This is a genomic window from Phycicoccus elongatus Lp2, from assembly GCF_000367525.1.
GTDB classification, from domain to species: Bacteria; Actinomycetota; Actinomycetes; order Actinomycetales; family Dermatophilaceae; genus Phycicoccus_A; species Phycicoccus_A elongatus.
The window spans coordinates 1,248,462-1,273,638 of the sequence record NZ_HF570956.1; the positions used below are offsets into that span (position 1 = coordinate 1,248,462).

The 25,177-nt window shown below is 69.5% G+C and carries 22 protein-coding genes; 8 read left to right on the top strand and 14 right to left on the bottom strand.

The genetic code is table 11. The features are described 5' to 3' along the window. Window positions 1-1,039, top strand: a 1,039-nt coding sequence (locus BN10_RS05930) for a hypothetical protein (RefSeq protein ID WP_324603516.1), incomplete at its 5' end; no start/stop codon positions are given. Window positions 1,040-1,177: 138 nt separating this feature from the next. On the opposite strand, the gene BN10_RS05935 is transcribed toward BN10_RS05930, so the two are convergent. Then, window positions 1,178-2,752, bottom strand: a complete 1,575-nt coding sequence (locus BN10_RS05935) for an AMP-binding protein (RefSeq protein ID WP_010850286.1) — start codon at window positions 2,750-2,752, stop codon at window positions 1,178-1,180. Continuing rightward, entirely contained in the window at window positions 2,749-5,550 is a 2,802-nt protein-coding gene (topA, locus tag BN10_RS05940; protein ID WP_010850287.1) for a type I DNA topoisomerase, read from the bottom strand. Before topA ends, BN10_RS05935 begins: the two co-directional genes overlap by 4 nt. Before the next feature lie 139 nt (window positions 5,551-5,689). Here topA and BN10_RS05945 point away from each other — a divergent pair, with 139 nt between their 5' ends. Next, window positions 5,690-6,487 carry a dioxygenase family protein gene (locus BN10_RS05945; protein ID WP_010850288.1) on the top strand — a complete coding sequence of 266 codons (798 nt, stop codon included), beginning with the start codon at window positions 5,690-5,692 and terminating at the stop codon, window positions 6,485-6,487. 67 nt (window positions 6,488-6,554) lie between these two features. Beyond that, a complete protein-coding gene (locus BN10_RS05950) occupies window positions 6,555-7,346 on the top strand; it encodes a maleylpyruvate isomerase family mycothiol-dependent enzyme (RefSeq protein ID WP_051369812.1) in 792 nt (263 codons plus the stop codon). On the opposite strand, the gene BN10_RS05955 is transcribed toward BN10_RS05950, so the two are convergent. Beyond that, entirely contained in the window at window positions 7,336-8,709 is a 1,374-nt protein-coding gene (locus tag BN10_RS05955; RefSeq protein ID WP_010850290.1) for a cryptochrome/photolyase family protein, read from the bottom strand. The two genes, BN10_RS05950 and BN10_RS05955, sit on opposite strands and share 11 nt — an antisense overlap. Window positions 8,710-8,787: 78 nt before the next feature. On the opposite strand from BN10_RS05955, the gene BN10_RS05960 reads away from it, so the two are divergent. Genes BN10_RS05960 through BN10_RS05970 form a run of 3 tightly spaced genes read left to right on the top strand, consistent with a single transcriptional unit; the run spans window position 8,788 to window position 10,871 of the window. Then, complete coding sequence (locus BN10_RS05960) at window positions 8,788-9,699, top strand: MerR family transcriptional regulator (RefSeq protein ID WP_010850291.1); 912 nt, start codon at window positions 8,788-8,790, stop codon at window positions 9,697-9,699. Between the two features lie 10 nt (window positions 9,700-9,709). Next, a complete protein-coding gene (locus BN10_RS05965; protein ID WP_010850292.1) occupies window positions 9,710-10,504 on the top strand; it encodes a DUF1295 domain-containing protein in 795 nt (264 codons plus the stop codon). Window positions 10,505-10,520: 16 nt separating this feature from the next. After that, a complete protein-coding gene (locus tag BN10_RS05970; RefSeq protein ID WP_010850293.1) occupies window positions 10,521-10,871 on the top strand; it encodes a hypothetical protein in 351 nt (116 codons plus the stop codon). 24 nt (window positions 10,872-10,895) lie between these two features. Here the strand turns inward: BN10_RS05970 and BN10_RS05975 are convergent, their stop codons facing one another. From BN10_RS05975 to BN10_RS06000, 6 genes are all read right to left on the bottom strand, one after another. Beyond that, window positions 10,896-12,932, bottom strand: a complete 2,037-nt coding sequence (locus BN10_RS05975) for an ABC transporter ATP-binding protein (RefSeq protein ID WP_010850294.1) — start codon at window positions 12,930-12,932, stop codon at window positions 10,896-10,898. A gap of 81 nt (window positions 12,933-13,013) precedes the next feature. Next, complete coding sequence (locus tag BN10_RS05980; protein WP_010850295.1) at window positions 13,014-14,747, bottom strand: ABC transporter ATP-binding protein; 1,734 nt, start codon at window positions 14,745-14,747, stop codon at window positions 13,014-13,016. Then, entirely contained in the window at window positions 14,747-15,319 is a 573-nt protein-coding gene (locus BN10_RS05985) for a TetR/AcrR family transcriptional regulator (RefSeq protein ID WP_010850296.1), read from the bottom strand. Before BN10_RS05985 ends, BN10_RS05980 begins: the two co-directional genes overlap by 1 nt. 31 nt (window positions 15,320-15,350) lie before the next feature. After that, a complete protein-coding gene (locus tag BN10_RS05990; RefSeq protein WP_010850297.1) occupies window positions 15,351-16,901 on the bottom strand; it encodes a DUF7059 domain-containing protein in 1,551 nt (516 codons plus the stop codon). Window positions 16,902-16,991: 90 nt separating this feature from the next. Continuing rightward, a complete protein-coding gene (locus BN10_RS05995) occupies window positions 16,992-19,448 on the bottom strand; it encodes a sodium-translocating pyrophosphatase (RefSeq protein WP_010850298.1) in 2,457 nt (818 codons plus the stop codon). A gap of 145 nt (window positions 19,449-19,593) precedes the next feature. Next, window positions 19,594-19,950: an anti-sigma factor antagonist gene (locus BN10_RS06000; protein ID WP_010850299.1), complete on the bottom strand. Its 357-nt coding sequence runs from the start codon at window positions 19,948-19,950 to the stop codon at window positions 19,594-19,596. Window positions 19,951-20,018: 68 nt separating this feature from the next. Here BN10_RS06000 and BN10_RS06005 point away from each other — a divergent pair, with 68 nt between their 5' ends. Next, a complete protein-coding gene (locus tag BN10_RS06005) occupies window positions 20,019-22,376 on the top strand; it encodes a DEAD/DEAH box helicase (RefSeq protein ID WP_156917153.1) in 2,358 nt (785 codons plus the stop codon). 73 nt (window positions 22,377-22,449) lie between these two features. Next, window positions 22,450-22,911, top strand: coding sequence for a hypothetical protein (locus tag BN10_RS06010; protein WP_010850301.1), 462 nt, complete (start codon window positions 22,450-22,452; stop codon window positions 22,909-22,911). Window positions 22,912-23,001: 90 nt separating this feature from the next. Here the strand turns inward: BN10_RS06010 and BN10_RS15620 are convergent, their stop codons facing one another. The 5 genes from BN10_RS15620 to BN10_RS06035 all read right to left on the bottom strand — a co-directional run bounded on the left by BN10_RS15620 (window position 23,002) and on the right by BN10_RS06035 (window position 25,174). Beyond that, entirely contained in the window at window positions 23,002-23,424 is a 423-nt protein-coding gene (locus BN10_RS15620) for an Rv3654c family TadE-like protein (RefSeq protein WP_010850302.1), read from the bottom strand. Continuing rightward, entirely contained in the window at window positions 23,421-23,789 is a 369-nt protein-coding gene (locus BN10_RS15625) for a TadE family type IV pilus minor pilin (RefSeq protein WP_156917154.1), read from the bottom strand. The genes BN10_RS15620 and BN10_RS15625 overlap by 4 nt, the downstream gene beginning before the upstream one ends. Next, window positions 23,786-23,980: a DUF4244 domain-containing protein gene (locus tag BN10_RS16240; protein WP_040750984.1), complete on the bottom strand. Its 195-nt coding sequence runs from the start codon at window positions 23,978-23,980 to the stop codon at window positions 23,786-23,788. The genes BN10_RS15625 and BN10_RS16240 overlap by 4 nt, the downstream gene beginning before the upstream one ends. Window positions 23,981-24,113: 133 nt before the next feature. Continuing rightward, the gene (locus BN10_RS15630; RefSeq protein WP_010850304.1) at window positions 24,114-24,695 is read right to left on the bottom strand and encodes a type II secretion system F family protein; all 582 of its coding nucleotides are present in this window, start codon (window positions 24,693-24,695) and stop codon (window positions 24,114-24,116) included. Continuing rightward, entirely contained in the window at window positions 24,692-25,174 is a 483-nt protein-coding gene (locus BN10_RS06035) for a hypothetical protein (protein WP_040750987.1), read from the bottom strand. The genes BN10_RS15630 and BN10_RS06035 overlap by 4 nt, the downstream gene beginning before the upstream one ends. Window positions 25,175-25,177: the final 3 nt, after the last annotated feature.

Sequence of the window (25,177 nt, forward strand, 5' to 3'; positions counted from 1 at the left end):
CATTTCCCAACCCAGTTCGTATGCCGCGGCCCGCTGCCTGTGGAAACCGCCGGGTCGCCTGCGTCACTTTCGGGATGCTGGGGGCATGACGAGCGCACCCGACGCTGCCGGGACACACCCGGCCGAAAAGCTGGACACCAGCCGACCCTTCAGCCGTACCACCGCGATCACACGAGGCCTCACCGACGGTGATCTGCGCAGCGGTCGATTCACGCAGGTTCTGTGGGGAGTCCACGTGGCCGCCGAGGTGGAACTCGATCACCTGACGAGGTGCCGGGCTGCCTTGGTCGCCCTCCCTGACGGAGTCATCAGCGGCCGGTCCGCCGCCAAGCTCTGGGGTGCGATCGTGCCCGATTCGGCCGACATCGAGGTTCTGCTCGACCGGCGACAGACCACGGCCATTCACGGCATACGCATGCATCGGCCACCACAACGGCCGGCGACCACGCGTCGGTACGGCGTGTCGGTGACGACGCCGGAAGCGACCTTCCTCAGACTCGCCGCCGAACTGGAGTTGGTCGACCTTGTCGTCGCGGGGGACACCTTGGTGAAGAAGGCGACGTCGCCCAAGAAGCTTGTCGATGCGGCCGCGACGTACCGCGGCAAGCGCGCGCGGCTGGCTCGCCGGGCGGCCGCCCTCGTCCGCAGCGGGGTCGACTCGCCACAGGAGAGCAAGGTTCGCCTGCTGGTCGTCCTCGCCGGCCTGCCGGAGCCGACGGTCAACATCGAGTTCCGCGACGACGAGGGAAACATCCTGCGCCGCTTGGACATGGGCTATCGCGAGCCGCGGGTCGCGATCGAGTACGACGGTCGTCAGCACGCCGAGAATGACCAGCAATGGCAGAGCGACATCGATCGGCGCGAGGAGTTCGACGACCTCGAGTGGCGGTTCGTGATCGTGCGCTCGCCAGGACTCTTCACTCATCCCGACCAGACCTTGGCAAGGATCGTCAAGGTGCTCTCCAAGAAGGGGATGCGCGTCAGGATCAGCAGCAACGAGTGGCGACGACACTTCCCGATACGCCGTGCCGCGGCCTGACGGGAGCTGGCCTGGGCCGGGAGCACGCGGCATACGAACCGGGTTGGGAAATGGGGACCCAACCCGCCCAAGCGACCCGCGGCCTACGAACCGGGTTGGGAAATGCGCACTCGCACCCGCACCCGCCCCGCGCCCGCGTCAGGCGAAGCGGGCCTTCAGCTCCCGGGTGAGGATCTTGCCGGTCGTGTTACGCGGCAACTCATCGAGGAAGACGACCTCGCGCGGCACGCAGTGGCGGGCCCGCTGGGAGCGCACCAGATCGCGCACGTCGTCGGCCGACAGTTCGGCACCCGGCTCGAGCGCGATGAACGCCGCGAGCCGCTGGCCGAAATCGGGATCGGGCACGCCGACGACCGATACCTCGCGCACGGCGGGATGGGCGACGAGCAGGCCTTCGACCTCGGAGGGATAGACGTTCTCGCCGCCGCTGATGACCATGTCGTCGTCCCGGCCGTCGATGAAATAGAGCCCGTCGGCACGATGCCCCATGTCCCCCGTGGAGACCATCCCGTCGATGAACTCCTTGGAACCCCCCGACGTGTAGCCCTCGAAGACCATCTCGTTGCCGCAGAAGATCCGCCCCGTCTCTCCGTCGGGCACCTCGGCACCGTCGGCATCGAGCAGCCGCACCACCGTGCCGAGGGGCGGCGTACCGGCCGTGTCCGGGTGGCGCCGCAGGTCCGACGGCGTCGCGATGCAGATCCACGAGGCCTCGGTGGAGCCATAGAGGTTGTAGAGGACGTCGCCGTACTCATCCATGAACCGCGTCGTGAAGCCACTGGGATAGGCCGACCCGGAGGTCGCGACGACGCGCAAGGACGGTCGGCGCACCGTGCCACCAGGATCCGCCGGCAGCTGCTCGATCATCCGCTGGAGCATCACGGGCACGGCGAACATCGCCTGGACCCGCTCCCCCTCCAGCACCTCGACGACATCGCGTGGGTCGAAGCGCCGCCGCAGGATGACGGTGGCGCTCATCCCGAAGGACAGTTGGAGGGCGGCATACCCCCACGTGTGGAAGATCGGGGCCGCGATGAGGATCCGATCCCCGACGTGCAGCGGGATCCGGTCGATCATCGACACCAGGGCGCCGACCCCCTTGGGCGTGCGCCGGGCGGCCCCCTTCGGCACCCCCGTCGTGCCCGAGGTCAGGATGATCGTCCGACCGGCCGGCTCCGGCCGGTCCACCGAGGTCCCGACAGGGAGCGCATCGACCGCAGCGGCAAAAGCGCTCTCCGACAGTGTCTTCGGGCCGTCCACCAACACATCCACGATGGCAGCGAACTCCTCATCGTGCACCAGCAGGTCGATCTCCTGTTGCGCCAGGACCAACCCCAACTGCTCCCCCGCCAGCCCGGTGTTGACGAGCACGAGGTCGACGCCGAGCGCACTCGCCCCGACCATCACCTCGACCGCGCCGACGTGATTGCGCGCCATCAGGCCGATCCGGTGGCCCGGCTCCACCCCCTGCGAGCGCAGCGCGACCGCAGCCCGCATGCCACGGTCGAAGAGCTCGGCATAGGTCGTGGCCCCCCGCGCCTGGTCGATCACGGCGATCCGCTGCGGTGCCCCCAAGGCGGCCTGGCGCACCTCGCCGACCAAGGACATCCCCCAGGTCGCGAGCGATGTCAGTTGACCGACGAGGCGGTGCGGCAGGTTCGGTGCGAGCATCCCGCGCCGAGCCATGGTCGCCGCGATGACGAGCGGGTTCACGAGGTCCTCTTCGCCGCCGTCTTCCTGGCCGGCGCCCGCTTCGCGGCGGTCTTCTTGGCCGTCGTCTTCTTGGCAGCGGTCTTGCGCGCGGTGCGCTTGACCGGTCCCTTCGCGCGCTTGTCCGCGAGCAACTCGTAGGCACGCTCGGCCGTCACCTGCTCTGGATCCTCGCCGCGCGGCACGGTCACATTGGTCTCGCCGTCGGTGACATAGGGCCCGAAGCGACCGTCCTTGATCGTCACCTTCTTGCCGGACACGGGGTCGGGTGCGAACTCGGCCATCGGCGGCTTGGCGGCGGCCCGACCACGCTGCTTGGGCTGCGCGTAGATGGCGAGCGCCTGCTCGAGCGTGATGTCGAAGAGCTGCGCCTCGGTCTCCAGCGACCGCGAGTCGGCGCCCTTCTTGAGGTAGGGCCCGTAACGACCGTTCTGTGCCGTGATCTCCTCGCCGTCCTCGCCGGCGCCGACGACCCGCGGCAGCGACAGCAGCCGGAGCGCATCCTCGAGGCCGATGCTCGACAGATCCATGTCCTTGAAGAGGCTGGCCGTGCGCGGCTTCTCCTTGGCCTTGCCCCGCTTGGGTGTCTCGTCGGGCTCCGGCAGCACCTCGGTCACATAGGGTCCGTAGCGGCCGGCCTTGGCGATGATCTCATTGCCGCTCACCGGATCCCGGCCGAGGACACGACCGTCGTCGGCTGCCGCCTCGAGCAACTCGCGCGCCTTGGCCGGCGTCATCTCGTCGGGCGCGATGTCGTCGCCGATGGTGGCCCGGCGCGGTTGCCCCGCCTTCCCTTCGTATGCCGCGGCGCTGGCTTCGTCGGTCACCTCACCGGTGCTGGGGTCGACTCCGGGCGGCACGACCTCCTCGACGTAGGGGCCGTAGCGGCCGACGCGCACGACCATGCCGTCGCCGATCTCGATGGTGGAGATGCCCCGGGCGTCGATGTCGCCGAGGTCCTCGACCAACTCCCTCAGCCCTTCCGCCGAGGACGCCTCGTCGCCGAAGTAGAAGCGGCGCAGCCACTCCACGCGGTTCTCGTCGCCGCGGGCGATCTCGTCGAGCCCCTCCTCCATCTGAGCGGTGAAGTCGTAGTCGACGAGCTGGGTGAAGTGTTCCTCGAGCAGTCGGGTCACGGCGAAGGCCAGCCACGATGGCACGAGGGCTTGGCCGCGCGTCGACACATAGCCGCGGTCCTGGATCGTGCCCAGGGTGGAGGCATAGGTCGACGGGCGACCGATCTTCTTCTCCTCCATGGCCTTGACCAGGGTTGCCTCGGTGTAGCGCGGCGGCGGGGAGGTCTCGTGGCCCTCGGAGTCCGCGCGCAGGACGGTGAGCTCGACGCCCTCGGAGAGTTTGGGCAGGCGCCGCTCCTCCGCGGCCACGTCCTTCTTGCGGGCCGCCTGTTGCTCGTCGCGGCCCTCCTCGTAGGCGGCGAGGAAGCCGCGGAAGGTGATGACCGTGCCACTGGCCGACAGCTCGACCTCGCGGGCAGGTGCGTCGGGGTCGAGGGTCGCGCCGACCTTGATGGTCGCGGTCGAGCCGCGGGCGTCGGCCATCTGAGAGGCCACGGTGCGCTTCCAGATCAGGTCGTAGAGGGCGAACTCGTTGCCCCGCAACTCACCGGCAACCTGGGCCGGGGTCCGGAAGCGGTCGCCCGCGGGGCGGATCGCCTCGTGCGCCTCCTGGGCACCCTGCACCTTGCCGTAACGCCGCGGTGCGTCGGGGACATACTCCGCGCCGTACATGTCGCGCGCCTGCTGGCGGGCCGCGGTCAGCGCGGTCTCCGACAGCGAGGTGCTGTCGGTGCGCATATAGGTGATGTAGCCGTTCTCGTAGAGTCGCTGCGCCACGCGCATCGCATCGCGGCTGTTGAGCCGCAGCTTGCGCGAGGCCTCCTGCTGCAGGGTGGAGGTGATGAAGGGGGCCGACGGGCGGCGGGTGTAGGGCTTCTCGGCGACCGAGGTCACCTTGGCGTCGGCAGCCCGAAGCGCCGCAGCGATCCCCGTCGCCACCGCTTCGTCGAGGTGGATGACCTTGTCCGAGGTCAGGGTCCCGTCATCGGCGAAGTCACGCCCCGCGGCGACCCGGCGACCGTCGACCCCGGTGAGTTTGGCGGTGAACTGCTCGGCGGCCGACCCCGGCGTGACATCGGCCTCGACGTCCCAGTACGAAGCGGCGCGGAAGGCCATCCGCTCCCGTTCGCGCTCGACCACCAGCCGGGTGGCGACGGACTGCACGCGGCCCGCGGACAGACCCGCCTTGACCTTGCGCCACAACACCGGCGAGACCTCGTAGCCATAGAGACGGTCGAGGATGCGCCGGGTTTCCTGCGCGTCGACGAGCGCAGTGTCGAGGTCGCGCGTGTTGTTGGCGGCGCGCTGGATGGCCTCCTTGGTGATCTCGTGGAAGACCATCCGCTTGATCGGGACCTTGGGCTTGAGCGCCTCGACGAGGTGCCACGCGATGGCCTCGCCCTCGCGGTCCTCATCCGTGGCAAGGTAGAGCTCGTCGGCGTCCTTGAGGGCCCGCTTGAGTTCGGCGACCTTCTTGCGCTTGTCGGGATCGACGACGTAGTAGGGCTCGAAGTTGTCCTCGATGTTGACGCCGAACTTCCCGAACGGCCCCTTCTTCATGTCCGCCGGCATCTCGCTCGGGGTGGGGATGTCGCGGATGTGGCCGACGGAGGCCTCCACCACCCATCCGGCGCCCAGGTATCCGGCGATCGACTTGATCTTGTTGGGGGACTCGACGATGACGAGCTTGTGGCCCGTCGCGGTGGGGGGAGCCATCGCAACCATCACTTCCTGCCCCGGTCACGTGCAGCGGATTCGTCGCTGCTCCGACGTGCGGGACGCCCGCCACTGTAGAACCTGAGCGGGTCGGGAAGACAAACGGACCACGAATGCTTTAACCTACAACCAACGAAGGAGACCACTGATGACCCCCACGGCCGACCCGATGCCCGTCCTGTACCTCAGTCACGGCGCCCCGCCGCTCGCTGACGACACCCGATGGACCGCCGAGCTCGCGGCATGGTCCGCCGAACTCCCCCGCCCCCGCAACATCCTCATGGTGAGCGCGCACTGGGAATCCGCCCCTATCGCCGTCTCGTCGACGTCGGGCACCACCCCTCTCGTCTACGACTTCTGGGGTTTTCCGCAGAAATACTACGGGGTGACGTATGCCGCGCCCGGCGCCCCCGACCTGGCCACCTCCGTGGCCGGCCTTCTCGCCGGCGCCGGGGAGCATCTGCACCAGGACCCCGACCGCGGCCTCGACCACGGCGCCTATGTGCCGCTCGTCGAGATGTTCCCCGAGGCCGACATCCCGGTCCTCCAACTCTCGATGCCCACTTTGGACCCGCAGCGCCTCTTCGCACTCGGCCGCCGCCTCGCGCCCTTGCGCGACGAGGGCACCCTGATCGTGGGCTCCGGCTTCACGACCCACAACCTGCGCTGGTTCAACCCCCGCGCCGGCGCGGACGGCACACCACCCACCCCGTCGAGCGAGTTCGACCACTGGGCTGCCGAGACCATGGCCGCTGGGGACGTCGACAGCCTGCTCGACTTCCTCGCCAAGGCCCCCGCTGCGCACGAGGCCCACCCGCGCACCGAGCACTGGGCTCCGCTCTATGTCGCGCTCGGGGCCGCAGACGCCTCCGCCGGCATCGAGGCGCGCAGTGTCATCGACGGCTTCTGGTTCGGCCTGTCCAAGCGCAGCTGGCAGCTCGCCTGAGTCTCCCGTCGAGGTGCACCCCGCCACTGGGGTGCGGCTCTTCGGCGGCAAGTGGCACAGTCGAGCCATGACCCTCGACCCGCACTCACCATCGCTGCTGTCGACGCCGACGCACCTCGAGCGCCTGGCCCAGGCGGCCGGCGCGATGACTCGGGCCGCACGCGAGACCTGGCTCGGCGCACCGGTGCCGACCTGTCCGGACTGGACGGTCCTCGACCTCGTCGCCCACCAGGGCATGGTGCACCGCTGGGCGACGGCGGCCGTCCGCCTCGACCCTGAGGGCATGGGCAATGCGGCGAGCCGCGAGACGGAGGGCCGCACCAGCGCTGATCCGATCGGCTGGCTCGAGGCCGGGGCCGCCGACCTCATCCAGGCGCTGGGGCAGGCACCCGACGACCTCGACACCTTGGTCTTCCTGAAGGAGGCCCCGCGCGCCAAGGCCTTCTGGGCACGCCGTCAATGCCACGAGACCACCGTGCACGCCCTCGACGCGCTGGGCGCCGTCCGGGGTCGCCCGCTCACCGCCGCCGACGCCTGGTTCGACGACGACCTGGCGCTCGACGGCATCGACGAATTGCTCATCGGCTTCTGGCAGCGAGGCAAGTTCGCGATCCGCTCCGCCATCCCGTATGCCGTGCTCGTCCGCCCCGACACCTCTCCCGTCGCGTGGGTGGTCACCATCTCCGACGGGCCGGTCCGGTCCCGACGCATCGACCCGGAGGAGCAGGTGGCCGTTGACCTGACCCTCAGCGGCACCCCGGTCGACCTCTACCTGGCCCTGTGGAACCGCGGCGGATCCCCCGACGACCCCGACGGAGCCCTCGATCGGTTCCGTGAGGGCGGCGCCATCACCTGGTGACGCGCTCCTTGGCCGCCGCGAGCCGGGCCAGGGCGTCTACCCGCTCCTGCGCGTGGTCGACGATGCGCGGGCAATAGCCCGCGGCATACCCGTCGTGGCGGGTCCACGGCTCGTGCGCGGCCGCGCCCGTCAGGTGCGCCAGCTCGGGCACCCAGCGCCGCACATAGGCGCCGTCCGGGTCGAACTTCTTGCCCTGCGTGACCGGGTTGAAGACGCGGAAGTAGGGCGAGGCATCGGTCCCCGTGCCGGCGACCCACTGCCAGCCGTGGCTGTTGGACGCGAGATCCCCGTCGACGAGGTGGTCGAGGAAGTGGCGGGCGCCGATCGGCCACCACACGTGGAGATCCTTGGTGAGGAAGCTCGCCGTGATCATCCTGACCCGGTTGTGCATCCAGCCGGTCGCGAGCAACTGACGCATCCCGGCGTCGACGATCGGGTAGCCGGTCCGCCCCTGCCGCCACGCCTCGACGAGGTCATCGGCTTCGTCGTAGGCCAGCCCGCTCAGCGTCGGCTTCAGGTCTCGCCACGCGCTGGAAGGGTTGTGCCACAGCACATCTGCATAGAACTCGCGCCACGCCAGCTCGCTGACGAAGGTGTCGGCGGCACGGTCCCGCCGACCCGCCAGGTCGGCGAGCAGGGTGCGCGGGTGGATCGCCCCGACCTTGAGGTGGGGCGAGAGTTGCGAGGTGCCGGGTCGATCAGGTCGATCGCGATCGGTGTCGTATGCCGCGAGCTCACCATCGAGGAACTCGCGCCACTTCCGTAAGGCCGCCGCCTCCCCCGGCTCGGGCAGCGGCGGCAGGCCCTCGACCGACAAGGCGTCGTCGACGAACGACCATGCCTCACGATCCGATTCGAGGTGCGCGACAGCAAGATTCGCCGGCGCTCCCGCCGGGGCCGGCCAGCCGTGGTCGCGCCAGGCCGCCCGGAAGGGTGTGAAGACCTGATAGGGAGCACCGTCCTGCTTGACGACCAGACCCGGCCCGACGGCATAGGGAGTGCCGGTCGAGATGAAGCGAATATCCCTGTGCGACAACGCCCTCTCGACCTGCGCGTCGCGCCGACGACCGAAGGGAGTCGACTCGCGGGTCACGTGAACCGCCTGGGCGCCGACCTCCCGCGCAACCGCCGGCACGACCTTCCGCGGATCACCGACGCGGAGCACCAACTGCCCGTCGTAGGCCTCCGCGCAGGCGCGGACGCTCGCGGCATACCAGGCGCGGCGCACCACCCCTGCGCCCTCCCAGAGGGTCGCATCGATGACGACGAGTGGCAGGACGGGCCCCTCCGACGCAGCGGCGACCAGCGCAGGGTGGTCGGCACGCCGCAGGTCGCGACGCAGCCAGAGCACCGAGCCGGTCATGCAATCCACGATGACGGAACTGTCTAAGGTATGTCAAAGGTTTGTCTTACGTCTGTCCAACCTCTAGGCTGTCTGTCCATGTCACCCCAGGTGATGACCATGCGGATCGGTGAGCTCAGTCGCCGGGTCGGAGTGAGCACCCACGTGCTGCGTGCCTGGGAGTCGCGCTACGGCCTGCTGAGGCCGGTCCGCTCCTCGGGCGGTTACCGCCTCTACGGGCCCGCCGACGAGCGCCGTGTGCGCGCCGTTCTGCTCCTGCGCGAGGCCGGGTCGTCCGCCGCGGAGGCCTGTCGCAGCGTCCTGCGCAGCGAGCGCTCCCGCCCGACCACCCTCCAGGACGGCGAGGCGGCGTCACCCCTTGGCCCCGCTGATGTCCGAGCAACGGTGTCCTCGATGTTGGCCTGCGTGCGCGCCTTCGACGACCAGGGCCTGCACGTCCATCTCGATCGACTCCTGGCCGGACTCGACCTCGAAGAGGTCATCCGGTCGGCCCTGATGCCCTTACTCGTCGACCTGGGTGAACAGTGGGCCGACGGGACGATCACGGTCGCCCACGAGCACTTCGCGAGCAACCTGCTCCGCCAACGCCTCGCCGCAATGACCCTGTCCTGGGGGTCCGGCGCGGGACCGCTCGCGGTGCTCGCCTGTCCCCCCGGGGAACGCCACGACATCCCCCTGCTCTGCCTGGGCCTGCTCCTCGGGCGCCGTGGCTGGCGGGTTCGCTTCCTGGGCGCCGACACCCCCGCGCCCGACCTGGCGGCGGCCTGCAGGCTCCTGCGGCCGCAGGCCCTGGTCCTGTCCTCGACCACCACGACTCTCTTGCGAGGCGCGGTGGGTGACCTGGCCGACCATCAGGACCGCCCCCGCATCCTCTTCGGCGGCCGAGGGGCGACCGAGGAGGTCGCCGAGCCGGCCGGAGCCGAGTTGCTGCCTCGGGACCTCGTCGAGGCCGCCGACGCCCTCAATTCGCTCGTGGCCACACCTCGCTGAAAGGACCCTGATGCCCTTCGACGCCGGACGGTTCGGGCTCGCTCTGCTCGTGAGTGCCCTCGCCGTCGTTGTCCTCGTCGCCGTGACGGCGTGGTGGTCCCACCGGGCGGGGAAGGTCGCCGTCGTCGATGTCGTCTGGGGGCTCTTCTTCGCCGCCATCGGGTGCTCCCTGCTGGTGGTCAACCCCGGCGCCCGCGCCCTGTTGCTGGCCGTCCTCGCCACGGTCTGGGGCGTCCGCCTCGCGACGCACCTCTGGGCACGGGCGCGCGGTCACGAGGAGGACTTCCGGTATGCCGCGATGCTCGCGTCGGTCCCCCCCGAGCGCCGCTTCGCGTATGCCGTGAAGCGCTTCTTCGTCACTCAGGGGGTCATCGCGTGGATCATCGCCATGCCCCTCACGGTGGCCGCCGCGACCAACAGGCCGGTGGGTGTCGTGGCTTGGCTCGGTGTCGCCGTGTGGGCGATCGGCCTCGGCTTCGAGGCCCTCGGTGACGCGCAACTGCGCAGGTTCAAGGCCGACCCGGCCAACAAGGGCAAGATCATGGACCGTGGACTCTGGTCCTGGACACGGCACCCCAACTACTTCGGTGACGCCACCGTGTGGTGGGGCCTGTTCCTCGTCAGCGCCGAGGCATGGCCTGGCATCCTCACCGTCCTCTCACCATTGGCCATGACCTATTTCCTGGTCTTCCGCACGGGCGCCCGGCTGCTCGAGAAGGAGATGGCCAAGAGGCCGGGGTATCGCGAGTACATGGAGCGCACGAGCGGCTTCTTCCCGCTCCCACCCCGCCGCAGGACGCCCTGACGTGGGAGCCTGAGCAATGGCCACGTACCTGCTGAACACCGATGCCGTCGACTTCGTCGAGGAGTTGATCAGCAAGCGCCGCTACGTCCTGCAGAGCACATGGACCGAGGCGAATCCCGACGCTGAGACCGAGAACGCCTTCCTGGAGCGGCACGACTGGGTGGCCTACGGTCGGTGGCACCTCGGGCTGACCGAAGGCGCCTCGGAGGAGACCAAGGGACGTTTCGCCTTCTGCGTCGGTGACTTCAGCCGGGTGCACCGCAGCGCACTCATCGCCTGCGTCTACCGCGCCGCGGAGTGGCACCACAAGGACGTCGAACTCGCCGCCCACGAGTTGCTCCAGAAACTCGACCGCGCGACCGCCTGAAACACCCGTCTCCGCGGGACCGCGTCAGTGAACGGGGACTCCTCTCGGGACCGCACCCTGCCCGGCCTCGGCGTCCTCGGTCAGCGCCCCGGCGAACTGCGCGGCATACAACCGGGCGAAGGCGCCGCCGCGCTCGAGCAACTCGGCGTGTGAACCCTGCTCGACGATCCGTCCGTCCTCCATGACGAGGATCAGGTCGGCATCACGGATCGTCGAGAGTCGGTGAGCGATGACGAAACTGGTCCGGTCCTGGCGCAGGTTGGCCATGGCCTGCTGGACGAGGAGTTCGGTGCGCGTGTCGACCGAGCTCGTCGCCTCGTCGAGGATGAGCAGTGCCGGGTCACTGATGAAGGCTCGCGCAATGGTCAGCAGTTGCTTCTCACCGGCCGAGATGTTGCCGGCCTCGCTGTCGAGCACGGTGTCGTAGCCCTCGGGGAGCGAGTGCACGAAGCGGTCGACATAGGTGGCGCGAGCCGCCTCCAGGATGTCCTCTTCGGACGCGTCCGGACGTCCGTAGGCGATGTTGTCCCTGATCGTGCCGCCGAAGAGCCAGGTGTCCTGCAGAACCATGCCGATCTGGCTGCGCAGGTTGTCGCGCGTCAGGTCGGTGATGTCCTTGCCGTCCAAGGTGATCCGACCGCCATCGACCTCGTAGAAACGCATGATGAGGTTGACCAAGGTCGTCTTCCCGGCACCGGTCGGACCGACGATGGCCACCGTCTGGCCCGGCTCCACGCACAGGTTGAGGTGCTCGATGAGCGGTCGGTCCGGGGTGTAGGAGAAGCTCACGTCCTCGAACGAAACCCGACCGTGGGGGTCCACGAGCGTCTCGGGGTGCGCTGGGTCGGGCGTCTGCTCAGGGGCGTCGAGCACCTCGAAGACCCGTTCGGCGGACGCCACACCGCTCTGCATGAGGTTGGCCATCGAGGCGACCTGGGTGAGCGGCTGGGTGAACTGGCGGGAGTACTGGATGAAGGCCTGCACATCACCGATGCTCATCGAGCCACTGGCGACCCGAAGGCCGCCGACGACCGCGATGATCACGTAGTTGAGGTTCCCGACGAACATCATCATCGGCATGATGAGCCCGCTGATGAACTGCGCGCCGAAGGTCGCGTCGCGAAGTTCCTCGTTCACCGCCTGGAAGCGGGCTCCCACTTCGTCCCGCCGGCCGAAGACCTTGACCAACTCGTGGCCGGTGAAGCTCTCCTCGACGATCGAGTTGACCTCTCCGGTCGACTTCCACTGCTGCACGAACTTCACCTGGGAGCGCTTGCCGATGAAGGCCGTGATGCCGATCGAGATGGGGATCGTGACGAGCGCGATGATCGCGAGCAGCGGGGAGACGTAGAACATCATCGCGAGCATGGCAATGACGGTGAGTGCCGACGTCAGGAGCTGGGAGAGGGTCTGCTGCAGGCTCTGGGCAATGTTGTCGATGTCATTGGTCACGCGGCTCAGCAACTCGCCGCGCGGCTGGGAATCGAAGTAGGACAACGGGAGTCGGCCCAGTTTGGCTTGGACGTCGCGGCGCAGGCGATAGACGGCGGTGTTGACGACCCGCACGATGATGCGTGCCTGCGTCCACGACAGGAGGCTCGACACGGCATACAGGGCGAGGGCGAGGAGGAGGACATTGCGGACGGCGGTGAAGTCGACGCCCTGGCCCGGGCGGATGTGCTCCATCGCCGCGAGCATGTCGGCAAGTTTGGTCTCCCCCTGAGCCCGCATGCCTTCGACGGCCTGCTCCTGGGTGACATTGGCAGGGATCTGCTTGCTGAAGAGGCCGGAGAAGATGAGGTCGGTGGCGCGGCCGAGGATCTTGGGACCAAGGGCGGTGAGGGCGACGCTCACGAGGGCGAAGGCCATGGCGGCCCACACGAGCACCTTGTCCGGGGCCATGAGGCCGAGCAGTCGCCGGGCCGACGGCCCGAAGTTCTGGGACTTCTCGGTCGGCTGACCCAAGCGCATGTGAGGTGGCCCGCCCCGCTGGGCACCGCCGGCAGCGCCGCGGCGCTCCTGAGCGGCCTTCTCCTCCTCGGTGAGGATTCTGTCAGCCACGAGGGCTCACCTCCCTGCGCGTGTTGAGGCCACCGCGACGTGTCGACGGGACGGAGGAACGGAGAGCTTCGGTGGGCTTTCTCATGCTGCCTCCTCCCGGACGGCCTGGGACTCGACGATCTCGACGTAGGTCGGGCACGTCTCGAGGAGTTCCTCGTGTCGGCCCTGCCCGACGACCCGGCCGTCCTCGAGGACGACGATCTGGTCAGCGCCGATGATCGTCGACACCCGTTGGGCGACGAGGAGAACGACCGCGTCGGCCGTCCACGGCCGCAGGGCGGCGCGCAGGCGGGCATCGGTGGCGACGTCGAGGGCGGAGAAGGAATCGTCGAAGAGGTAGACGTCGGGGCGGCGCACCAGCGCGCGGGCGATGGCCAGGCGTTGCCGCTGGCCGCCCGAGACATTGGTGCCGCCCTGGGCGATACGGGCGTCGAGCCCGCCGTCCAAGGCCCTGACGAAATCCTCGGCCTGGGCGACCCGCAGCGCCTCCCAGAGCTGGTCATCGGTGGCTTCGGGATCGGCATACCGAAGGTTGCTGGCGACCGTGCCGGTGAAGAGGAAGGGTTTCTGCGGGACCAGCCCGATGCGCGACCAGACGTCCTCCAGGGAGGCATCCCGGACATCGACGCCGCCGAGACGAAGCGATCCGCCGCTGACGTCGTAGAGCCGGGGCACAAGGCCGACGAGCGTCGACTTGCCCGCACCCGTCGAGCCGACGATGGCCGTCACCTGACCGGGCTCGGCGCGGAAACTCAGGCCGCACAGCACCGGCTGCTCGGCCCCCGGATAACGGAAGTCGACATCAGCGAACTCGACGCCGGTGCGACCCGCGGGGATCGGCGTCGGGTGGGCCGGTTGGTGGACGCTGGACTCGGTGTCGAGCACCTCACTGATCCGGGCGGCGGAGACGGCGGCCCGCGGGATCATCATCGACATCATCACGCCCATCATCACGCTCATGAGGATCTGCATCAGATAGGTCATGAAGGCGGTCAGGGCGCCGACCTGCATCTGGCCCGAGTCGACTCGGTGAGCGCCGAACCACAGCACGGCGACGGAGGCCGAGTTGAAGACCAGCATGACGAGGGGGAAGACGAGGGCGAAGAGCTTGCCCACGGCCAGCGCGGTGCCCGTGTAGGTCGTGTTGGCGCCGTCGAAGCGCGCCTCCTCGAGCGGCTCGCGGACGAAGGCACGCACGACTCGGATGCCGGTGATCTGCTCGCGCAGGATCCGGTTGACCGCGTCGACCGAATCCTGCATCTTGCGGAACCACGGCAACATGCGGACGACGATCGAGCCGACGATGACGCCCAGCAGCGGCACCGCGACCGCGACCAGCCAGGACAGGCCGAGGTCCTCGCGCAGCGCCATGAAGATCCCGCCGATCATCATCACGGGAATCGAGGCCATGAACATCAGGCCCATGTTGAGCACGGTCTGGACCTGCTGGACATCGTTGGTGTTGCGTGAGATCAGGGTCGGCGCCCCGAAGTGGGAGAGCTCCTTGGCCGAGAAGTCCCCGACCCGGTGGAAGACCTCCCGACGCAGGTCGCGTGCGATGCCGGCCGAGGTCGCGGAGGCGAAGCGGGCAATCGCGACGGTCGCCAGAATGTTGACGATCGAGACCCCGAGCATGATGGCCCCGGCCCGCAGGATGAAGTCGGTGTCGCCCTTGGCGACGCCATCGTCGATGATCTGGCCGTTGAGCGAGGGCAGGTAGAGGCTGGTCACGGTCGAGACCAGCTGCAACACGGCGACGGCACTGACCGCCCCGGCATACGGGCCGAGGTGGCTGCGGATGAGTTTCCAGAGCATCAGGGGCCCTTTCGTCGGGAGCCGTCGAGCACGATGGCCGAGATCTCGGCGGCGGTCAGGAGGTTGCCCTCGGTGATGTGCGGATTGCTGCCCGAGAACGCCAGCAACCGCACAAAGCGCATCACCTCACCCGGCGGGAGGGTCAACTCGTCGGCAAAGGGCTCGAGTAGTCGCGTGTGCGCGGTCGAGATGCGCCTCACCCAGTCCTCGGCGTTCTGGCGCGGCGGCGACTTCTTGTGCCCGGCGATCGAGATGACGGCGAAGACCTGGCTGAATCTCTGGATCATCAGCTGCGCGAGCTCGGTGACCGTCTCGTCGAGCGTGCGGCGCGGTTGCAGCGCTTCGACGGCGCGGATGTAGGCATCCATGTCGAAAGCGCTGTCGATCGCCTCCTCGACGAGTTCTTCCTTGGTCGCGAAGACCCGGAAGATCGTGCCCTGGGCCACGCCGGCGGCCTCGGCGATCTGGGCCGTGGTGACGGCGCGTCCGTGCTCGAGAACAAGGGGCAGGGTGACCTCCACGAGGGCAGCGCGACGGTCCTCAGGAGCGAGGGCGGGTGCGCGACGAGTCACGAGCGAGCACTCTAACTGAGTGAGCGCTCACTCACAACCGGTTTGTGTCCGCGTTGTCCGTCGTCATGGCGACGGAGGACGCGGACACAAGAAGTCCGTCGCGGGCGACGTCGCGCACGAAGGCGACGACCTCCTCGCGGACCGCCTCGGCCTCGACGCCGAGCACACCCGCGATCGCCGCGGCCGCCACTCGAGCGCTCAGCTCACCATCACAGACCGAGGCGTATGCCGCGGTCACGGTCGTCAGGTCGACCGTCCGTCGCAGGCCGCCTCCTTGGTGAAGGCGAATGCGCGAGGGGTCGGCCGCACCGGGCAGGGTGTGGCGTTCCTCGTGGACATCGCCTGCCATGACCCAGGTGGTGTCCAGCACGTCGTCGTCGGAATGCTCTGCCAACCACGTCCGGGCGAAGAGCCCGGCAAGGATCGTCGGCCCCATCGGAGCATCCACCGGATGCCGCACCTCGACCAGATCCACGAACGCCTGCCGGTCGGTCATCGGCCGCGCCAAGGTGATGACCCCGAAGCCGATCGCCTCGACCTCGCGAGAGGCAAAATCATCGAGCCACGCGGCATACATCCGATCGAAGTCGGCCGTCCCCGCGTGGTGGCCGCCGTCACGCGCCCATGTCTCGGCGTACTCCGCCGGGTCCTGCACCTCGCGCTGGATGACCCAGGCATCCAGGCCCGTGCCGACCAGCCAGCCGCCCACCTGGTCCTGCCAAGTGCTCCCGGCCCGCACCTCCCAGTTTCCGAGGAACTGCGCGATCCCGCCGGGCTCGAGGTGCGCGCCGATCGATCGGACGAGGTCGGCCACGATGGCGTCACCGCTGGCCCCGCCGTCGCGGTACTCGAAGAGGGGAACATCCCCCGAGCGCGGTGTGATGACGAAGGGCGGATTGCTGACGATGAGCGAGAACTGCTCTCCCGCAGCGGGTTCGAGCATCGAGCCGCCGCGGATCTGCCAGTCGACCGAGTTGAGCGCGGCGTTGAACGCGGCATACGCGAGGGCTCGTTCGCTGAGGTCGGTGACGACGACCTCGTCGGCGTGGGTGGCGAGGTGGAGGGCCTGGATGCCGCACCCGGTGCCGACGTCGAGGGCGCGGGCGACCTGCGGGCGCGGGGTCCACGACGCAAGGGTCGCCGACGCGCCCCCGATGCCGAGCACGTGGTCCGGGGAGAGCGGTCGACCGGTCGCCAGTTCGGCAAGATCCGAGGCAACCCAGTGGTCGACGCCATCGGTCGCATAGGGCCGCACGTCGGCGAGCGCGACGATCGCGTCACCTTCCGCCGCGACCAACCCGAGCGCCAGCGCTCCGTCGACGCCGAGCGTGGGCAGCGCGGTCGCCACGTCGCGCGCGTCGACCGGGTCACCGAGGGTGAAGAGTCGAATGAGGGTCGAGCAGCGCGAGTCGTCGTCGGCCGTGACCCGCTGGGCCGGCAGCGACTGCTCCCGGTCCAACGCCCCCAGGGCCATCGGCCCCAGGAGGTCGCTCACTCCGGCGACGGTGAACCCAGCGGAGAGGAGGTCTGCACGCAGGGCAGGGACGAGGGCGTCGTCGACGCGGGGCGTGGTCGTGGACATCGGGGGTCAGCCTATCGGTGGCCCGACGCAGGGGGGTATGCCGCGCGGCCCGGCTCCCACGAGGGGAACCGGGCCGCGAGGATGGTCGGCTCAGAGACCGCCGCCGGGCATCTGACGTGCCTGGGTGATCGCGGAGGATTCACCGAATCCGGGGGCCTCGGGGTGCGCAGCACTCACCTGAGCCGGGTGGTGGTGCTGCGGGTGCTGTTCCTCGGCGATGGCCGAATCCGGGTCGTCGTCGTTGCCGATCGCCAGGTCGCGCCGCTTGGAGATGGCGACCGCCGAGAGGATGACCACGAACGCGATCGCGGCGATGCCGTAGCGAATGGGCGCGGACGCCGACGGCCCGATCGAGAGGGTGACGATGGCCGGGGCGATGAGCACCGCAACGAGGTTCATCACCTTGATGAGCGGGTTGATCGCCGGACCGGCCGTGTCCTTGAAGGGGTCACCGACGGTGTCGCCGATGACCGTCGCGGCATGCGCCTCGGAACCCTTGCCACCGTGGTGCCCGTCCTCGACGATCTTCTTCGCGTTGTCCCACGAACCACCGGCGTTCGCGAGGAAGACCGCCATGAGCGCGCCGGCGCCGATGGCGCCGGCGAGGAAGCCTGCAAGCGCGCCGATGCCCAGGCCAAAACCGACCGCGACCGGCGTCAACGCAGCCAGCAGACCGGGCGTGGCGAGTTCACGCAGGGAGTCGCGGGTGCAGATGTCGACGACCTTGCCGTACTCCGGCTTTGTCGTGCCCTCCATGATCCCAGGGATCTCGCGGAACTGACGGCGCACCTCGAAGACGATCGCGCCGGCAGCGCGGGTCACGGCGTTGATCGCCAGGCCGGAGAACATGAAGACGACCGCCGCACCGAGGATGAGGCCGACGAGGGTCTGCGGGCTGGTGACCAGACCGAAGGCATCGTTGAGGAAGCTCTGTCCCTCGGCCTGGGTGATCTTGGAGGCGTCGAGCTCCTTGACCGCGCCCTGCCAAGCGTCGGTGTAGGAGCCGAAGAGCGCCGTCGCAGCCAGAACCGCCGTGGCGATGGCGATGCCCTTGGTGATCGCCTTGGTCGTGTTGCCGACCGCGTCGAGCTCGGTGAGGATCTGGGCGCCCTCCCCCTCGACGTCGCCCGACATCTCGGCGATGCCCTGTGCGTTGTCCGAGACCGGACCGAAGGTGTCCATGGCGACGATGACGCCGACCGTCGTGAGCAGGCCACAGCCGGCGAGCGCGACGAGGAAGAGGGACAGGGCGACCGATCCGCCGCCGAAGAGGAAGGCGGCGTAGACCGCGGCCCCGATGATGGCTGCGGTGTAGACCGCCGATTCCAGGCCGACGCCGATGCCCGAGAGCACGACCGTCGCGGGACCCGTCAGCGAGGTGCGGGCCACGTCGATGGTCGGGCGCTTGTCGGTGCCGGTGAAGTAGCCGGTGAGCCACAGGATGATGCCGGCGAGGACGATGCCGATGAGGACGGCCGCGATCGCGACATAGCGTGGGTTGCCGTCGAGGGCCGCGATCTCCTCGTTGGTCGAGTTGAGCTCGGCGTACGTGGCGGGCAGGTAGACCCACGCGGCGATCGCGGAGAGGACCGCCGAGATGGCTGCAGCGATGTAGAATCCACGGTTGATCGCCGACAGCGCGTTCTCACCCGGGCGTGCCTTGGTGATGTAGACACCGATGAGGGCGGTGATCGCGCCGATCGCCGGGACGATCAGCGGGAAGACCAGACCGAAGCTGCCGAAGGCAGCCGAGCCGAGGATGAGCGCGGCAACCAACGTCACGGCATACGACTCGAAGAGGTCGGCCGCCATGCCGGCGCAGTCGCCGACGTTGTCACCGACGTTGTCGGCGATCGTCGCCGCGTTGCGCGGGTCGTCCTCCGGGATGCCGGCCTCGACCTTGCCGACGAGATCGGCGCCCACGTCGGCGGCCTTGGTGAAGATGCCACCCCCGACGCGCATGAACATCGCGAGCAGGGCGGCGCCGAATCCGAAGCCTTCGAGGACCTTGGGGGCGTCCCCCTTGTAGAGCAGGACGACGATGGAGGCACCGAGCAGACCCAGGCCGACCGTGGCCATCCCGACGACGCCGCCGGTGCGGAAGGCGATGCGCATGCCTTCGGAGCGACCGTCCGGCTGGCGGGCCGCGGCGGCGACGCGCACGTTGGCCTTGACCGCCAGGCTCATGCCCAGGTACCCGATGGCTGCCGAGAAGAGGGCGCCGACGATGAAGAAGACCGAACGCCCGATCTTGACGTTTGTGTCGCCCGGCAGGACGAACAGCAGCGCGCAGACGATGACGACGAAGATGCCGAGGGTCTTGAACTGACGCGCCAGGTAGGCCTGGGCGCCCTCCTCGACAGCGGCGCCAATGGTCCGCATGTTCTCCGTGCCGGTATCCGCAGCCAGAACCTGTCCCCGGAACACGAAGCCCATGACCAAGGCGATGACCGCGATGGCGGCCACCGTGATGACCAAGGTGAGATTCGTGCCCGTGAGTTCGACCGCGGAGCTCGCTGCCGGCAAGGCGAGCCCGAGTGCTGCCATTCCATCCTCCTAGACAAGGTGAGACGGCACGCGCCACATCTGGGGGCGCCGGTGCCGTGGGGAACCTTACCCGTGACTCAGTTCACAGCAAGGAGTCGGGGGCCTCGTGTGACGACCTTCACGCGGCCGTCGCCCCCTGCCCCGCTCAGGCGCCTTCGACCTGCTGTTCCACGATCCCGAGAGCGTCATCAACGGTGGCGTGGATGGCGAAGACCTTGTCGAGTCCGGTGATCCGGAAGACCCGCAGGACCTTCTCCGAGGTGCACACCAACTTCAGCCAACCGTTCTGGCTGCGGACGACCTTGAGGCGCGCCACGAGGACACCGAGCCCGGTCGAGTCCAGGAAGTCGACGTCATCGAGGTCGACGATCAGGCGGATGCGGCCGCGCTGGATCTGTCCGTCGAGTCCCGACCGCAACTCCGCGGCGGTGTAGACGTCCACGGATCCAGCGACGTCGACGACGACGACACCCTCGGGTGCCTCCGCAACCTGCAGCTCCACCTGAACTCCTCATTTGCCGGCCCGGGATCGACCGAGCCGTGTCACATGTCGCGATTACCGTAGCGTCCATGTCGGGAAATGCCCATCCACCTGCAGAAATGGCAGGTCAGGTGCTGCCTGCGAAGGACCTCCCGACGGCCGCCGACTGGCTGACCGCCCAGCCCGCCGTCCGGCACGTCGAATCCCTCCCGGCGCGGGTCGCGCACACCTCCTCCTGGCCGCACTGGGTGCACCCGGCCCTGCTCGCCACGCTGCTCGGCGAAGGTCTGGCTGCACCGTGGTCACACCAACGCGAGGCGATGGACCTGGCCCGGTCCGGCCACCACGTGGTGCTCTCCACCGGCACGGCGAGTGGCAAGTCCCTCGGATACCTCGTCCCCGGCCTGAGTGCCGTGCTCGAGGGGCTCGACGCACCGACCGGTCGGGGGGCGACCGTCCTCTACCTGTCCCCGACCAAGGCGCTGGCCGCTGACCAGCGCGCCCGGGTGGAGTCCTGGGCCGTCCCCGGCGTGCGTGTCGCGACCCACGACGGTGACACCCCGACCGAGGAACGTCGGTGGATCCGCGACCACGCCCACGTCGTCCTCACCAACCCGGACTCACTGCACCACTCGGTGTTGCCGGGGCACGCGCACTGGCGGGCCTTCTTCCGCGCCCTGACGATGGTCGTCGTCGACGAATGCCATACGTATCGCGGCGTTTTCGGCTCCCACGTCGCGGCCGTCCTTCGCCGACTGCGCCGGATCGCCGCGCGGTATGGCGCGCACCCGACCTTCGTGCTCGCCTCGGCGACCGTCTCCGATCCCGCGGAGCACGCCTCCCGATTGATCGGTATGCCGGTGGCCCCGGTCACCGTCGACGGTTCACCGCGCGGCCCGGTCACCTTTGCCCTCTGGGAACCGGCCATGCTCGAGGACCGACGCCGGTCGGCGACCACCGAGGCTGCCGACCTGCTCGCTGCCCTGGTCGCCCGGGACACCCAGGTGGTCGCCTTCGCCCGCAGCAGAGCCGGTGTCGAAGCGCTCGCCAGTCGGGCCCGAGGCCTCCTCGCCGACCGGGCGCCCCACCTGGAGGCGAGCGTCGCGGCATACCGAGGGGGGTATCTTCCCGAGGAGCGCCGGGCCCTCGAGCGAGACCTGCGCACAGGCGCCCTGATGGGGCTTGCCGCGACCAACGCTCTCGAGCTGGGCGTCGACATCAGCGGCCTCGATGCCGTTCTCATCGCCGGCTGGCCGGGTCGACGCGCAAGCCTGTGGCAGCAGGCCGGCCGCGCCGGCCGTTCGGGGCAACCTGCACTCGCCGTCTTCGTCGCCGCTGACGACCCGCTCGATTCCTTCCTCCTCGGCCACCCCGAGGCGATCTTCGGGGCTCCAGTCGAGGCCACGGTCCTCGATCCGTCGAATCGCCATGTCCTCGCACCCCATCTCGCCGCCGCCGCCGCCGAGCTACCACTGACCCCACCGGACCTCGAGATGTTCGGGCCGACCGCGCGTGCGTGCGTCGACTCCCTGGTCGCCGGAGGGATCCTGCGGCGCCGTCCGGACGGGTGGTACTGGGCTCGGGATGATCGCCCGGCCGACCACCTGTCCTTGCGTGGCACGGACGCCGTCGTGGCCATTGCCGAGCGCCACACCGGACGCATCCTGGGCACCATCGATGCGTCCGCGGCCCACACCCAGGTGCACACCGGGGCCGTGCACGTGCATCAGGGACGCACCCATGTGGTGACGGAGTTGGACCTCGAGACAGCGACCGCCACCGTGATGCCCGGAGACCCGGGGTGGACCACACATGCCCAGTCGCACAGCGACTTTCAACTGCTGGGAGCCGAACGCAGCGCCTCCCTCGGCGCCTTGGGGGTCCACTTCGGCACGGTGCGGGTGACGACGCAGGTCACCGGCTTCCTGCGGCGCCTGCCCGGTGGTGAGGTCATCGGTCAGCACGACCTGGACCTGCCCGAACGGAGCCTTGTGACCCGGGGGGTCTGGTGGACCCTGACCCCGGCGGCGCTGGCATATCGGGGCATCGACGAGGCGGCTGTCCCCGGCGCGCTGCACGCCGCCGAGCACGCCGCCATCGGTCTGCTCCCACTGGTCGCCACGTCGGACCGTTGGGACGTCGGTGGCGTGTCCACCGATCGCCATCCGGCCACCGGGCTGCCGACGGTGTTGGTCTACGACGGGCATCCCGGCGGTGCCGGTTTCGCCGAGCAGGGTCACGCGCGCTTCGGTGACTGGATCGCCGCGACCCATGCAGCGGTGAGCGAATGCCGGTGCGTGGCCGGGTGCCCGGCCTGCGTGCAGTCCCCCAAATGCGGCAACGGCAACGAGCCCCTGGACAAGGCCGCGGCGATCTCGGCCCTTGCGGCTGTGCTCGATCTTCTCGGACGGCCGGTCAGCCCCCGCAGCGGCCCCGAACCGCACTAGCCTGACCAGAGACGTCGGGCACGCCGATGGCTCACCGTCGCTGACGCGACCGGGTCTCGTGAAAGGACCACCCATGATCCTCATCGGACTCCTGCTGATCTTGCTGGCCGCGGCCGTGGGGACGCTGCTCTTCATCGGCACCCAGCAGATCACGGACACCACGGACATCGACATCCTGGGCGGCACCCTGGGTCTGCCACCACTGGCCCTGTTGATCGCGGGAGCGTTGACGATCTCGATCTTCTGGCTGGGGTGGGCGCTGTTGCGCTCGGGCATCCGACGCTCGTCCAAGCGTCGGGCGCGCGCCAAGGAACAGGCCCGAGTCGCCGAGGAGGAGCGGGCGGCGCGCGAGCGCCAGTTGCAGGACGACTTCGCCACCCGGGAGCGCGAACTGGCGGAGGAGCGTCGTCGCCACGAGGCCGAGACGGCCAGCCTGCGTCAGCAGTCCGACGAGCGCGTGGCCGAGCAGCACCTGGCCACCGAGACCGCCCGCAAGCGCGCGGAGGTGGCCGAGCGCAAACTCGGCGACCGCTGACCCTCCGCCCCTCCGCTTGCGTCCGCTGACCCTGCTTGCGTCCGCGTGATCCGTCGTCATGAGCACGGATCACGCGGACGCAAGGGGTGGTCAGTTGGCCTCGGGATCGGATGCCACCGCGCCCGCTCGCGCGCGCGCGTGCACCCGCCCGACGAGGGCAAGCCCGGCCGCCTCCACCGGCAGGCTGACATCCACCTGCACCGAGTCGTCACCCAGGACCCGACAGCGATCGACGCTGGCCTCCAACCGCCGCGCCGTTTCTGCCGCCGCCGAGCACGGATCGACACCGCGCCACTGTGCCGCCGCGCCGGCCAGCACGGCCAGATCAGCCGCGGTGTCAGCTCGCCGATCGGTGGCCAGGATGCCGGCGATGCCACAACACAACGCGGTCACCACCACCAGTCCCGCGGTCAGGCCGGCCACGATGACCGTGGCCGCCCCTTGCTCCTTTTGGGTGCCCGCGGCACGAGCCTCGTCAGTGGCCCGATCGAGAGATCTGAGGTTGACGATCACGGCGGGTCTGCGGACTCGAGGGTGAGTTCTGCCCGCTCGCGGCAGCCCTCGACACCCAGGGCGGACCACGGAGCACGGGCGGTGGTGGCGACCGTGACCCGCGCGCTGCTCGCGCCGATCTGCACACCGATCCGTGCGCCCGCGGGTGACCGGGCGGCGATCGCAGCATGCACCGCCGACGGCAGGTCACCGCGCGCCGCCGCCCGAGCCCCGGCCCGAACCCCATCGACGCACCTGACCCGGTCGACGGCGCTCTGGACTGCCCCCAAGCAGAGCGCCAGCACCAGCACCAGGGCCGGGATGGTGACCGCCGCCTCGGCCGTCACCATCCCGCCCTCGCCCGATACGTGGCGGGCTCGGATCACTGCCCTGACGCGAGCGCGTTGGTGATGATCGACGTGAGCGCAGCCCGCACCGCATCGGACCGGACGACCGCGAGCAGCAACGCCGCGAAGGCCACGGCCGCCGCCGTGCCCACGGCATACTCCGCCGTCGTCATGCCTGCCTCGGGCGCCTTCCGCATGGCGCGCCAGAAGGTTCGAATTCGTTGTGTCACAGCAAAACTCCTCTCGGGTGCAGCCCTTGGGTCAGGGCCTTCGACGATCAGCCAACGCCCTGGGCAGGGCTTCGGCCAAGGACTGGTGGGCAGACCTGTGGACGACACACCTGGTGGCCGATGACCTGTGGACTCACGGCTGCCAGGCGCCCAGCACGTGCAGTGCCAAGGGGACGACGGTGGTGCCCAGGAAGCCGGGGAGGAAGAGCAGCCCGAGCGGCAGCGCCAGCAGTACGCCGGCACGCTGAACCCTGCCCGCGACACCCTCGCCGCTCGCCTGGGCCATCCGTGTGGCCACTGAGAGGAGCAACCCGGACGGCGCTGCACCTGACTTTTCCGCGGCGGTCAGGGCCAATGCCACCGGTCGCCAAGCGGGGTCCAGTGCCGGCCACACCGACTCCATCGGCAGGCCCCACCGGTGCGCCGCCACGATGGTCTCCAGGTCGGCGCGCACCTGACCGGTGGACACCGTGGCGACGCGTGCCATCGCCGTGGTCAGGTCGGGACCCGAGCGCAGGAGGATCGCCACGAGTACAAGCGCATCAGCAAGATCGGGCACCGTGCTCGTCTCATCTGGGCTGTGACCACCGTGCGAGCGTGCTGCCCTGTCGGCGGAGCGCGCGCTGGCGGGCACACGGCTTTCACTGGGCCACGTCGCGATCGCCGCGGCGATCAGCACCACGCCGACGACCACGACCCACTCCGGCCCACTCACGGCATCGAGCCACGGGTCGTGCGTGGGCGCTGGACCGTGGGCGGCCGGGAGGCTCGGTCGATGAGCGCACGCGCACAGAACCACCCGAGCGCGGTGAGGACCAGCCCGGCCGCGAGCGCCAGTTGCGCCATGGCGGTGCCATAGGCAGCGGAGACCGGGACGCCGAGGAGCAGGCAGAGCAGGGGACCGCCCAGCGGCAACCCGGTCAGCAGGTGCATCGACGCGCGGGCAGCAGCGACCTGGCTCGCGGAGCGCTCAGCGTGCACCGACCGGTCACGGATGGCGTCCGCGGCGGCCCGCGCCGCAGGCGCGACCGGAGCTCCCGTCTCCATGCTGAGTTCCACGGCGCGCACGACGAGCGGAGGAAGGTGCAGTTCGGAATCAGAGCCCGCGAGCTCGATCGCCGCCCGGACGTCCAGACCGGCCTCGAGGGCGATGGCCAGGACGTCTGCTGCCTCCGCGGACGCACCAGCCGACATCCC

Bases quoted from the DNA above. Each gene is read 5' to 3' on its own strand.
- topA (WP_010850287.1), bottom strand. From the start codon at position 5,550: ATGGTTGCGATGGCTCCCCCCACCGCGACGGGCCACAAGCTCGTCATC.
- BN10_RS05945 (WP_010850288.1), top strand. From the start codon at position 5,690: ATGACCCCCACGGCCGACCCGATGCCCGTCCTGTACCTCAGTCACGGC.
- BN10_RS05950 (WP_051369812.1), top strand. From the start codon at position 6,555: ATGACCCTCGACCCGCACTCACCATCGCTGCTGTCGACGCCGACGCAC.
- BN10_RS05955 (WP_010850290.1), bottom strand. From the start codon at position 8,709: ATGACCGGCTCGGTGCTCTGGCTGCGTCGCGACCTGCGGCGTGCCGAC.
- BN10_RS05960 (WP_010850291.1), top strand. From the start codon at position 8,788: ATGTCACCCCAGGTGATGACCATGCGGATCGGTGAGCTCAGTCGCCGG.
- BN10_RS05965 (WP_010850292.1), top strand. From the start codon at position 9,710: ATGCCCTTCGACGCCGGACGGTTCGGGCTCGCTCTGCTCGTGAGTGCC.
- BN10_RS05970 (WP_010850293.1), top strand. From the start codon at position 10,521: ATGGCCACGTACCTGCTGAACACCGATGCCGTCGACTTCGTCGAGGAG.
- BN10_RS05980 (WP_010850295.1), bottom strand. From the start codon at position 14,747: ATGCTCTGGAAACTCATCCGCAGCCACCTCGGCCCGTATGCCGGGGCG.
- BN10_RS05990 (WP_010850297.1), bottom strand. From the start codon at position 16,901: ATGTCCACGACCACGCCCCGCGTCGACGACGCCCTCGTCCCTGCCCTG.
- BN10_RS05995 (WP_010850298.1), bottom strand. From the start codon at position 19,448: ATGGCAGCACTCGGGCTCGCCTTGCCGGCAGCGAGCTCCGCGGTCGAA.
- BN10_RS06005 (WP_156917153.1), top strand. From the start codon at position 20,019: ATGTCGGGAAATGCCCATCCACCTGCAGAAATGGCAGGTCAGGTGCTG.
- BN10_RS06010 (WP_010850301.1), top strand. From the start codon at position 22,450: ATGATCCTCATCGGACTCCTGCTGATCTTGCTGGCCGCGGCCGTGGGG.
- BN10_RS06035 (WP_040750987.1), bottom strand. From the start codon at position 25,174: ATGTCGGCTGGTGCGTCCGCGGAGGCAGCAGACGTCCTGGCCATCGCC.